9 protein-coding genes are annotated in these 11,974 nt (G+C 62.6%); 6 read left to right on the forward strand and 3 right to left on the reverse strand.

Annotated elements, in window-relative coordinates; translation table 11 throughout:
* Positions 1–267 precede the first annotated feature (267 nt).
* The 4 genes from HNQ60_RS24220 to HNQ60_RS24235 all read left to right on the forward strand — a co-directional run bounded on the left by HNQ60_RS24220 (position 268) and on the right by HNQ60_RS24235 (position 7,858).
* A complete protein-coding gene (locus HNQ60_RS24220) occupies positions 268–3,627 on the forward strand; it encodes a TonB-dependent receptor (protein WP_221304421.1) in 3,360 nt (1,119 codons plus the stop codon).
* Positions 3,628–3,784: 157 nt separating this feature from the next.
* Positions 3,785–5,335, forward strand: a complete 1,551-nt coding sequence (locus HNQ60_RS24225) for a tryptophan halogenase family protein (RefSeq protein WP_184335356.1) — start codon at positions 3,785–3,787, stop codon at positions 5,333–5,335.
* Positions 5,332–6,831, forward strand: coding sequence for a tryptophan 7-halogenase (locus tag HNQ60_RS24230; protein ID WP_184335357.1), 1,500 nt, complete (start codon positions 5,332–5,334; stop codon positions 6,829–6,831). The genes HNQ60_RS24225 and HNQ60_RS24230 overlap by 4 nt, the downstream gene beginning before the upstream one ends.
* Positions 6,832–6,844: 13 nt before the next feature.
* Positions 6,845–7,858, forward strand: a complete 1,014-nt coding sequence (locus HNQ60_RS24235; RefSeq protein WP_184335358.1) for a cupin-like domain-containing protein — start codon at positions 6,845–6,847, stop codon at positions 7,856–7,858.
* Between the two features lie 125 nt (positions 7,859–7,983).
* Here the strand turns inward: HNQ60_RS24235 and HNQ60_RS24240 are convergent, their stop codons facing one another.
* A complete protein-coding gene (locus HNQ60_RS24240; RefSeq protein ID WP_184335359.1) occupies positions 7,984–8,718 on the reverse strand; it encodes an extensin-like domain-containing protein in 735 nt (244 codons plus the stop codon).
* A gap of 234 nt (positions 8,719–8,952) precedes the next feature.
* On the opposite strand from HNQ60_RS24240, the gene HNQ60_RS24245 reads away from it, so the two are divergent.
* Positions 8,953–9,936, forward strand: a complete 984-nt coding sequence (locus HNQ60_RS24245) for a transporter (protein WP_184335360.1) — start codon at positions 8,953–8,955, stop codon at positions 9,934–9,936.
* Positions 9,937–9,949: 13 nt separating this feature from the next.
* On the opposite strand, the gene HNQ60_RS24250 is transcribed toward HNQ60_RS24245, so the two are convergent.
* Positions 9,950–10,450 (reverse strand): Cif family virulence factor, encoded by a 501-nt coding sequence (locus HNQ60_RS24250; protein ID WP_184335361.1) that lies wholly within the window; start codon positions 10,448–10,450, stop codon positions 9,950–9,952.
* A gap of 183 nt (positions 10,451–10,633) precedes the next feature.
* On the opposite strand from HNQ60_RS24250, the gene HNQ60_RS27720 reads away from it, so the two are divergent.
* On the forward strand, positions 10,634–11,077 hold the full coding sequence (locus HNQ60_RS27720) for a DUF411 domain-containing protein (RefSeq protein ID WP_184335362.1): 444 nt from the start codon (positions 10,634–10,636) through the stop codon (positions 11,075–11,077).
* Between the two features lie 180 nt (positions 11,078–11,257).
* Here HNQ60_RS27720 and rlmE read toward each other — a convergent pair whose 3' ends face one another.
* Positions 11,258–11,878 carry a 23S rRNA (uridine(2552)-2'-O)-methyltransferase RlmE gene (gene rlmE / locus HNQ60_RS24260; RefSeq protein ID WP_184335363.1) on the reverse strand — a complete coding sequence of 207 codons (621 nt, stop codon included), beginning with the start codon at positions 11,876–11,878 and terminating at the stop codon, positions 11,258–11,260.
* Positions 11,879–11,974: the final 96 nt, after the last annotated feature.

Below are 11,974 nucleotides of genomic sequence, written 5' to 3' on the forward strand. Positions count from 1 at the left end.
CGCCATCCCCGACGACAGATTCTTCGGTTTCCCCCACTGAGGTTTTCCCGGGTCTGTTTCGTCTCTGACCTTGGGGAGATGTCGTCCTCATGCTGGTGACGCTAACACGCACTGTGAACACGGCTGCGACACTCAACGACAATCGATATCCGCCGCCGCGCTGAGGAAACACCGAACCCCAATCGTCATAGTCACCGGAAAGACGTGCGTTGCGTTGTCAATCGCCCGCACAGAATCACTATGACCTTCGTAAAAAGGGGAACTCTAATGTCCATGAAACCCATGGGGACACCCGCGGCGCGCGGGAGTCGCAATGCGCTCCTGCGCAGTGCGGTACGGCGCGCTGGTGCGCCGTTGCTCACGCTCGCGACGGCTGGCGTCGTCGGCTCTGCCTGGATGCAGACCGCTACCGCGCAGGAAGTCGAGGAAGTCGTCGTCGTAGGCCAACGCCAGTCGATGGAGACTTCGCAGCAGATCAAGATGGAGGCCGACACGTTCGTCGATTCGATCACCGCAACGGACATCGGTGCCTTCCCGGACAAGTCTGTCGCAGAAGCGTTGCAGCGCGTGCCCGGCATCACGGTGTCGCGATTGCAGTCGAGCGACGACAGTACGCACTTCTCGGCCGAACCGGCCAGCGTGCTGATCCGCGGCCTCACGTTCGTTCGCACCGAGTTCAACGGTCGCGACAGCTTCTCCGCCGATGGTTACCGCGGTCTCAACTTCAACGACATCTCGCCGGAGCTCATGGCGGGCGTGGACTCGTACAAGAACCAGACGGCGGAGATGATCGAAGGCGGCATCGCGGGCACGGTGAACCTGCGCACCCGCCTGCCTTTTGATTCCGACGGCCAGGTGATCTCGCTCACAGGTCGCGCCAACTACGGCGACCGCAGCGACGACACCACGTACGAAGCGTCCGGCATCTACAGCAACGTGTGGGACATGGACATCGGCCGCATCGGCGCGATGATCAACTACGCCTACTCGCACGTCCGCACGCAGACCGAAGGCGTTGTCATGCAGCGCATCGGCGCCTTCTGCAACGGCGGCAACAACGATGCGAGCGGCAACCCGATCGTGAATGACGACGGCACGATCCCCTGTACGTCGACGCCGTACGGCGGCACGGACTGGCAGTACATGCCTCGCCAGGTGAACTTCTCGCAGGTGCTTTACGACCGCGAGCGTCACGGCGGCTCGGCGGCACTGCAGTTCGAGAGCGCCGACAAGACCGTCATGGCAACGCTGCAGTACATCGACTCGAAGTACGACAATCCGTGGCTCGAACGCAGCTCGAACGTCGGCTTCTTCGATCTGTGGGGCGCAGCCGCCTACTCACCGCAGACGAGCTCGAACATCGGGCCCGCGGATGGCACACCTGCGTTCACGTTCGGCCCGAACGGCATGCTGACCTCCGGTGTTCTCACTCAGCCGTCCGGTGGCTGGGGCGGAAGCACGGCGGACAACGCCGCCCGCGGCTCCGTCGCGCCCGGCGTTCCCTTCGTGAACTACTGCGGCGCTGGCGGATGCGCGACCAACCGTCAGGGCCTGGACATCACGAACGAAGCCCGCAACTTCGGTCACACCGAAGGAACGCGCGACATCTCGGCAAATCTGCGTTGGGACATCGGTGACAAGATGCGCGCGACTTTCGATGCGCAACACATCGAGGCGGAAACCAACAACTACGACATCCTCGTGGCAAGTCGCACGATGGCGGACGTGCAGTACAGCGTGAACGGCGACGGCACACCGAACATCAAGCTGCTGCCGGGCTCCAACATCAACTACGCCTCCGGTGGTTTCGCGAACCCGCACAACTACTACATCCCGTTCATCCAGGATCACTGGGAAGACAATGACGCGGAGGAGAACGCATTCCGTGCGGATCTCGAGTACGACATCTCCGACACGGGCTGGCTCGACTCGCTGAAGGTCGGCGTGCGTCATGCGGATCGCGAGCAGAAGGTGCGCTACTCGACCTTCAACTGGTCGCCGGTTGCGGCACCCTGGAACTGCAACGGCCCGGGCTTCAACGTCGACAACACCGCTCCGTCGAACTACGCCGCCTGCGGCGACGCAGGTCGTCAGTTCCTCGGTTACGGCGCAGGCATCTGGGAATCCACGCCGCTCGATGGCTTCTACAACGGCAGCGTTTACGACAACGGTCCGCTGGTGTACCTGAATCGCCCCACTCTCGCGAACCGCGATGCGCACATTCAAGCGCTGAGCGGTGCGACGACGGGATCGCCGATGGCCTGGAATCCGCTGTGCGATCGCGCAGCCAACACCGAAGGCTGCTTCGTTCCGTCCGAACTCGTGAATGTCGATGAGACCAGTAAAGCGCTGTACGCGATGCTGAAGTTCGGCGGTTCGGACACCACGCTGTTCGGCGCGACAGTGCGCGGCAACGTGGGTGTGCGCTACGTCGAGACCGACGTCACCAGCAATGGCGGCGTGTCGTTCCCGACACCCGTCTGGTACAACAACGCCGCATCCGTGCCCTGCGGCAACCCGCTGCCGCCGAACGCCGTCACGAACATTTCGTGCTGGCTGACGCCCGACCTGCTGGCCTTCAGCAACGGCGGCGGCGCGGACAACGACCTGAGCACGACGTACGAGAACTGGCTCCCCAGTTTCAACGTTCGCTTCGGCTTCCTTGAAAACCAGTTCGTGCGCTTCGGCTATTCCCGCGCGATGTCGCGTCCGGACTTCGGTCTGCTGCGCAACTTCGTCGGCATCCAGGCGCCTGTGCTGAACGTTACGCCCGATTCGCCGTACGTGATCCGCAACTCCGCGGGTGCCGTCACCGGCTACAACTTCGTGTTCAACGCGGACTCCGGCTACGGTGCACTGAAGCCCATCACGTCCGACAACTTCGATCTGTCGTACGAGAACTACTTCGGCAAGAGCAGCTCGTTCACGGTCGGCCTGTTCTACAAGAAGATGAACGGGGCGATTGCGTACGGCGAATTCGACCGCGAGTTCGACAACAACGGAACGACGCAGGTCGTGACGGTTCGCGGTCCTCGCAACGGCGAAGGCGGCGGCACGCTGAAGGGCGTCGAAGTGGCGTTCCAGACGTTCTTCGACTTCCTCCCCGGCGCCTGGAGCGGCCTCGGTACCCAGCTGAACTACACCCACGTGGATCAGTCGGGCATCAGCAACTCGAACCTGTCGGTGCAGCCGGGCTACGCGGCCGGCGGCACGATTGCGTTCGGCGGCGGCTTGCAGGTCAACGGCGCCGTGCTCGACTCGCATCGTCTGGCCGGCATCTCGGATGACTCGTACAACGTCGTGGCGCTGTACGAGTACGGTCCGATCGGCGCGCGCCTGGCCTACAGCTGGCGTTCGGAATTCCTGACCAACAACCTCGACTGCTGTATCGGCCTGCCGATGTGGCAGAAGGCGAGCGGCTATCTCGATGGCTCGATCCGCTACCAGATCGGCGACAACATCGAGGTGTCCCTGGATGCGTCGAATCTCCTGAACACCACGACGGTCAATCAGCAGCAGGTCTTCGGCGATTCGGCGGCGACGCCGGGCGCCAAGCCGGTGCTGATCGATTCGGCCTGGATCAGGAGCGATCGTCGCTACCAGCTCGGCTTCCGCTTCAAGTACTGATGAAGCGGTCAACTCCCCGTCACTCCCGCGAAAGCGGGAGTCCATCTTCCGGATGGTTTCCCGCTTCCGCGGGAAAGACGGGGAGGATCTTCTCCGCAGGTGGTCGCGCGGCTTGCGACGCGCGTAAGATCGCGCGACCACTCTGCTCCAACGGAACATGACCTCTCCTCTCCGCATCGTCATTGTCGGTGGCGGCTCAGCCGGCTGGATGTGCGCTGCGGCGCTTGCACGCGTCCTGCATCCCGCCCGCTACAACATCACACTCATCGAGTCCGATGAGATCGGTACAGTCGGCGTCGGCGAGGCCACGCTGCCGCACATCAAGACGTTCAACGATCTGCTGGGCATCGACGAAGCCCAGTTCATGCGCGACACCCAGGCCACGTTCAAGCTCGGCATCGAGTTCAGGAACTGGGGACGCACCGGCGATCGCTATATCCATCCCTTCGGTGTGTTCGGCGAGCCCTGGGGCGGCGTCGACTTCCAGCATCATTGGGTGCGCGCGAAGCAAGCCGGACATGAGTTGGCCCCGTTCCAGGAATACTCCTACGCGATCGCCGCGTGCCGGCGTAACGCGTTCGAATTCCCCAATACCGATACCAAGTCGATCCGCTCGACTTACGCCTACGCGTATCACTTCGATGCGGGTCTCTATGCCAGCTTCCTGCGCTCATGGGCAACTCAGCGCGGCGTGCGTCGCATCGAGGGACAAGTCGCGAATATCGGACAGCACGCGCAGTCCGGTGATATCGAGACGCTGACGCTCAAGTCCGGTGAAAAAATCGCGGGTGATCTCTTCGTCGATTGCACCGGCTTTCGTTCGCTGCTGCTCGGCACGACGCTCAAGGTGCAATGGGAAGACTGGAACCAGTGGCTTCCCTGCGATCGCGCGCTCGCCGTTCCCTGCGACCGTGCCGGCGAGTTCACTCCCTACACGCGCTCGACATCGCAGACCGGCGGCTGGATCTGGCGCATTCCGCTCCAGCATCGCACCGGCAACGGCTATGTGTTCTCGAGCCGGTTCCTCAGCGAGGACCTGGCGCGTGAGAGGTTGCTCGGTGCGCTCGACGGCGCTGCACGGGCGGAGCCGAAGCTGCTGAAATTCAGTGCCGGCCGCAGGGTGCGGACCTGGAAGAACAACTGCATTGCCGTCGGGCTCGCGAGCGGCTTCCTCGAGCCGCTGGAATCGACCAGCATCTTCCTGATTCAGGCTGCGGTGATCGATCTGCTGCGGCTCATGCCGACGCCGGAATCGGCTGGGCGAATCGATCCCCGCCTCGTCGCAGAGTTCAACCGCTTGAGCGATATCCAATACGAGCGCGTGCGCGACTTCCTGATCCTGCACTATCGCGCGAACCATCACGAAGGCGTGCCGCTGTGGGACCACGTGCGGACCATGCCCATCCCGGACAGCCTCGCACACAAGATCAGCCTGTTCGAATCGCGCGGCCACGTGCCGTTCTACAAAGATGGCCTGTTCTCGCGTGACAGCTGGTTGTCTGTGCTGTTCGGACAAGGCCTGATGCCACGACACTACGACGCTCTCGCCAACGCGGTGCCGATCGACGATCTCGATGCTCGACTGCGCGAGTTGCACGCCCGAATTGCCTCGAACGCCGATGCAATGTCGTCGCATAGCGAGTTCATTGCGCACTACTGCGGCGAGACATCCTCCCGAGCAACACAGACGAGCGCCGCCGCGTCATGACTGCCGCCATGATCAATGAGGTAGTGATCGTCGGCCGCGACGTCCCGTTATGGCTCGCAGCCGGCGTCATTCAATCCGCTCTAGGATCGAACGGCGTGAAGGTCACCGCTGTCGAATTGCCGTCGCGATTGCGCGAGCATGACGTCTGCGCCTCGCAACCGGCGCTCGAAGCCCTGCACCATCGACTGCGGATCGATGAGTCCGTACTCCTCGCCGCGACCGGCGGCGTTTTCTCCCTCGGCCAGAACTTCGTCGATACGTCGAAGTCCACACCCCCGTTCTTCCACGCATACGGGACGTACGGCGCGCCAATCGATCAGAAAGCGTTCCTGCCTTTCTGGCTCATGGCCCGCAACTTCGGCCTGCAGATTGCGTTCGAAGATTTCTCACTGACGGCCGCGGCCGCGAAGCATGGCCGCATGCTGATTCCCGACGCGGCGACGGAAACCTACGGTCGTACGGACTACGCCTATCATCTTCCCGCACGCGGCTACGCCCGCTGGCTGAGGAATCTCGCGGTAAGACGCGGCGTAACGGCAGTTGAATCCAATGTCGTGCGAGCCGAGCTCGATTCAGACGGCGCTTCGATCGCAGCCGTGCATCTCGAGGGCGGCCATCGCGTCGGGGGGCAGCTGTTCATCGATGCCTCCGGAAGCGAAGCATCGCTGATGTCCGCTCTCGGAGTGCAGCGCGAGACGTGGCGCGGCTACTTCGCAGCGGATCGCCAACTGGCAGCCTCCGCTCCTCCGTTCTCCTCCATTCCCCCCTACGCCGAAGTGCGCGCCTGGAGCGAGGGCTGGCTGTCTTTGATTCCCGATCGCACTCGCACACACATCGTTCAGACGTATTCGAGCAACGAGCGCAGCGACGACGAAGCGCTGCGGATCGCCTCCAGCATCGCAGGCCTGCGGCTGAGCGACGCAACCGTGATGAACTCCGATCCAGGCCGACTACAGGCCGCATGGGAGCGAAACTGTGTAGCGGTCGGTGAGGCTGCGTGTACTTTCGATGCGATCCACTGCGTCGATCTGCAGGCCTTGCAGCTCAGCCTCGTGCATTTGCTCTCGCTGTTCCCGGTGAGCAGCGATCTCCAGGCTGAGCGCGCGGAATACAACCGCATCTCGCGACAGGCGTTCGAGAGGATTCGCGACTTCCAGTCGGCCTTTTACGTGGCCAACCGCTATCCGCGGTCCTCGTTCTGGACCCAGGCACGCGACGCCCACCGTTCCACCGAACTGACCCACAAGGTCGATACGTTCCGCGCCCGCGGTGAAGTGCCTCTGTACGAGAACGAATCTTTCGCTCTCGAGAGCTGGCAGGCATTGTTGATCGGTCAGGGCGTAGTGCCGGAGAGCTACGACCCGGCAATCGAACGCACATCGCCCGAGCAGATGAAGCACGAGTTCCGCCGCATCCTTTCCTTCATCAAGGAGAAGGTGCAGGAGCAGACGACCCACGATTTCTATCTCGCAAACGTCTGCGCGGGTCAGCGGTAGACGAGGCCGCGGCATGCAAGACCTGAACGCCCTGCCACGCGTCGCCGTTCGCGAATCTATTTCGCCGCAGGACTTCGCTGCGGTCGTCGCCGGCGAAACGCCTGTTGTACTGAAAGGCACGATCGATCACTGGCCAGCGTTGGGTGCGGGGCGCGATTCCCCCGCGCGGATGAACGCCTATCTCAAGTCGATGGACATCGGCGCGCCCGCATCGGTCATGGAGGCGCCCGCCAGTACGAACGGCTGGTACTTCTATGCACCCGACATGCGCGAGTTCAATTTCTCGAAGCGACAGGGCGGCATTCGCGAGACGCTCGACCGGATCGAACAGCTGATCGGCCAGCCGAACGCGCCGTTCCTCGCGATCCAGATGCTGCCGATCCTGAGCCACCTGCCCGAGTTCATGCGCCAGAATCCTTCGACGCTGCTGCCCGGCCACGTCATCCCTCGCCTCTGGGTTGGCGGGCCGCTGCGCACGCAGACGCACAACGATCGCGATCACAACATCGCGTGCGTTCTGGCGGGACGTCGGCGCTTCCTGCTTTTTCCGCCGGAGCAGGTCGCGAATCTTTACGTAGGCCCGCTCGACAATCCGCCGCCGCTGTCGCTGGTGAATCCGGAGGCGCCCGATATCGACCGCTTCCCGAAGTTTCGCGACGCGCTGAATCACGCCAGCGTCGCGTATCTCGAACCCGGTGACGCGTTGTTCATTCCGAAGTACTGGTGGCATCACGTCACTTCGCTCGACCCGTACAACGTGCTGGTGAACTACTGGTGGGGCGACACAGCAACGGGTCTCGAGAGGGCGAATGATTGCTTCCTCACCGCACTGCTGGCGCTGAAGGATCTGCCGCCGGGTGAACGCGCCTACTGGAAGGCCATGTTCGATGCTTATGTGTTCCGGAGCGAAGGCGGGAATCCTGTCGCTCATATCCCGCCGCATCTGCAATCGACGCTGGGAACGATGAGTCCTTCGCTGCGCGCGAGACTCAAGCAGCAACTGAAGATGGCGTTTCTGAAATCCTAGTGTCGAGCGCGAACCCGATGCTGGTACGCATCTGCAGCGGCGAATCTGTCATCGGCCGAATCAGGGATTCGCGAATCTTCTAAGAGCGGCGTACACACCAGCGAACGAACACACGGCGACGGCCGCTATTGCCTGCCACCAGCGGACTGGGCTGTGCGGCAACGAATGCCGGGCGTCCGGAACGACCCCCGATCGAGGTGGAAGTGGTCTCGATGCGCCTCGTTGTATTCGGGACCGTATACCGCATCGAAGAACTGGCAGGCGCCGTCATGGACTTCCCGGAGGAACTGCCCTTCGACGCTGTCGCTTTCCCAATCACGAACGACACGGATCCGCTTGTCGCCGATCACAAACCCCGCCACGTCCAGCGCATCCGCAGTTGCGTGGTGACTCATCCTGGCGTTGGGCCGGCCGTACACGCTGCGACATGAATAGCTGCCGAAATGCTCGAGCTTCGCCACCGGCTCGCCCAGGAGACGCAACGCAGCCGGCTGAACGACATGCTTTTCCCAGAGCGCAAGCGACAACGCTTCGCGGCATGACACGGCGAACGCCGGACCAACCTCCATGGTCGTCCGATGAACGCGGACCGCATTTGTGTAGCCACACCCCGGCCGAGTGACGTGGTCCTCGATCGCCACGTACTGCCAATCGGCCTGCGTGAGCGCAAGCTGGCATGCCTGCGCGTCCGCCGACGCACGACCAAGTTTGTATCTCGTCAGCAGGTTCGGAGTCTCGCGGATCGACAGCGGCGCCCAGGGATCGAGGCGAGGAGGGATTTCGAGGAGCCCGTAACGCACCGCGCCAAGCAGCGCGATGGCAAGAAACGGCACCGCGATGAGAATGATCCGGGCGAGCATGAGTACGAACACAACGCACGGCGAACCGTACAGGTCCCGCCATCAAGCGAGCAGGAACAGCCAAACCAGACGCTTCCCGTCAGTTTTCCACTATAACGTCGCATTTGCGCAAAGCCGGGTTCGGCAGCAAGAAGTGGAGTGCTGCCCTTCCCGTGTTTACCGATCATGGCCACACGCCGGTCGTACGGCGATCAGCAAGGAATTCCAGTGCGCAGCTCAAGCTCAGATAAACACATGCAGGCCGCCCTGTTCGGACTCATCGCGACGGCTTCGATCGGCGACGCAGTGGGGAGCGAAATCTCTTCGGTGAAGCAGTCGCTCGACGATGCGTGGTGGACGGGCCCGATCGTCACACCAGGAGCGGGCACCCTGCCCCAGGGTCATGCGCTCATCGAACCGTACTTGTTCGATGTCGTCCGCTACGGTCGCTTCAACAACGAGGCAGACCGTCAGAGCGCGGACAGGACGCACAGTTACGGCTCGCTGACCTACATGCTTTACGGTCTCACCGATCGCTTCACGATCGGCGCGATTCCGACGTTCGGCTACAACGATGCGGGCAACGGACTCGACAGCTCGGGCGTGCAGTTCGGCGATTTCACGATCCAGGGCCAGTACCGGCTGTCGCAGTTCCGCGAAGGCAGCCGCACGCCAACATCGTCCATCGTCATCCAGCAGTCGTTCCCAACCGGCAAGTACGATCAGCTCGGCAATCATCCTGGCGACGGTTTCGGTGCCGGTGCGTACACGACGATGATGGGTCTCTACTCCCAGTACTACTTCTGGATGCCGAACGGGCGGATCCTGCGCACGCGGTTCAACCTGACGTATGCGTTCTCGGGTGATGCGGACATCGAGGATGTCAGCGTCTACGGCACGGGCGAAGGATTCCGGGGTGAGGCGAGCCCGGGCGATGTCTTCTCGGTGTACTCATCGCTGGAGTACAGCATCACGAGCAACTGGGTCTTCGCGATGGACCTGATCTACCAGCACGACGCGAGCACAGGATTGCACGGCACCCAGCCAGATCCGATCACGGGCAGCCCGCAGGCAGTGGACGAGGATTTCGGCACAGCGTGGCGGCTCGGCGTTGCGCCAGCTATCGAATACAACTGGAATTCCCGCGTCGGCCTGATCGTCGGCGCGCGCTGGTTCTTCGCGGGACGCAACACGGGCGCGACGATCACGCCCGCGATTGCGATCAACATGGTCTATTGAGCGGGCTACCGGCTCACTGCGCTCTTGCTTCTTCGAACGCCTTCGCGTCGGCCTCCGGCGTCGTCCGCCAGCGGTAGTCTGTCACGATGCGCCATCCATCCGGCTGCTTGCGCGAGATCACGTGAGAGCGGGCGTGCCCGACGCGCCGCTCGCCGCGAGCATCCGTGATGATGGTCTGCAGGACTCCACGCTCGGACGCATACGATCCATCCGTCGTCCGGTCCTCGAACCGCACCTGCATCTCGATGCGAGTGCCCGCCCGCTGCAGCGGAGTCATCACGCGAACAGCGTCTTCGATGTAGGCGTCGTATCCGAAGAAGCGCTTGCCGTCGACAAATATGGAGTCCTTCGCGCGGACTGCGCCGTACAACTCATGATTGAACGTACTGACGCCGCGAACGAACGGCTGCCAGATCGCGCGATCGATCTCCACCCATGTCTGTGCTGAATCCGAAGCCGCCAGCGCGGGAGGACCTGTCAGCAGCAACGACAGACTGAGAACGCACCAACGCATACTTCCTCCTCCAGGCCTGGTAAAGAGCCGAGCATGCCGGAAGCGTTCCCTCCGGTACGGCGGAATGCGACGAAGCAGGTCGCAAGCGCGATGAAACCCGGACGCTCCTGACGCGTCGTACGCGTACTGCATTCGCCACCGAATCGGGATAGGCTTGCTCACCCGAATCGAGAGGACCCGTCGATGAATCGCAGAAATCTGCTCCTGCTGCTGGGATCGGCGCCGCTGTGGGCTCGCGCGGCTGGCAAACAGACGATCGTCGTGCACAAGACGCCGACTTGTGGATGCTGCGGCGTGTGGGTCACGCACCTGGAGACGTCCGGCTTCGCAACCCAGGTCCACGACATGGCCGACGTCACGCCCGTCAAGACACGACTCGGAGTTCCGCCGCGCCTTGCGTCCTGCCACACGGCGGAGATCGAAGGGTACTTCGTGGAAGGCCATGTGCCTGCGGCGGACATTCGGCGAATGCTGAGTGAGAAACCCGCCGCGCGAGGCATCGCAGTTCCCGGCATGCCCGCGGGATCACCAGGAATGGAAGTGCCGTCAGGCCAGGTTGATCCCTATGACGTCCTGCTCGTCGGCAAGGACGGCAGCACATCCGTGTTCGCGAGTCACGGCAAGTAGATAAACGCGATTCCAGCACGATCGGAATCGACGGGTTCACGCGACCCGGAACGACGCGGTACTGCGACTGGTGCCGCTCATTGCCTTCGGCTTCGATCGTGAGGAGATAGTCGCCTTCGATGAGATTGACGAAGGCGAACGACGGCCCCGCGGCATCGTCGCGATTCTCGCCCGACACGATCAGCCCTTGAAGCCTTTCGCGACCAGATAGATCTCGCGGGATCGCGAGCGCGACGCGGCGGGCTTGCGGATCGACACCTTGTCGAACGAAGTGCGCACTTCCTTGATGTACGACTCCGAGCCCGAGCCCTGGAACACCTTCGCCACGAAATTGCCCTTGGGCTTGAGCACCTTTCTCGCCATGTCGAGGGCAAGCTCGACGAGGTACATCGACGATGCCTGGTCCGCCGATGCGATGCCGCTGATATTGGGCGCGATGTCCGAGATGATCAGATCCGGCTTGCGCTCGCCGAGCGCTTCGAGAATCTGGTTGAACACCGCCTCGTCCGTGAAATCGCCCTGGATGAAGTCGACGTTGTGGACGTGATCCATCGGCAGGATATCCGTCGCGATCACTCTGCCCTTCTCGCCGACGATCCGCCCGGCCACCTGCGACCAGCCGCCGGGTGCCGAACCCAGATCCATCACGAGCATCCCGGGGCGAATCAACCGATCCTTCTCGTTCAGTTCGATGAGCTTGTAGCTGGAGCGCGCGCGATAGCCATCCTTCTGCGCCTGTTTGACGTAAGGATCGCTGACGTGCTCCTGCATCCAGCGGTGACTGCTCTTCGATCGGGCCATGAAAATATCGGGGAGGTATCGCAACGGGCTGGCCGGGATTGTAGCCGGTCCCGGCCACGAACCGGCCTGAAAATGGGCTTTCCCGCGGGGAAGTCC

The organism is Povalibacter uvarum (assembly GCF_014202975.1).
In the GTDB taxonomy this organism is placed as follows: Bacteria; Pseudomonadota; Gammaproteobacteria; order Steroidobacterales; family Steroidobacteraceae; genus Steroidobacter; species Steroidobacter uvarum.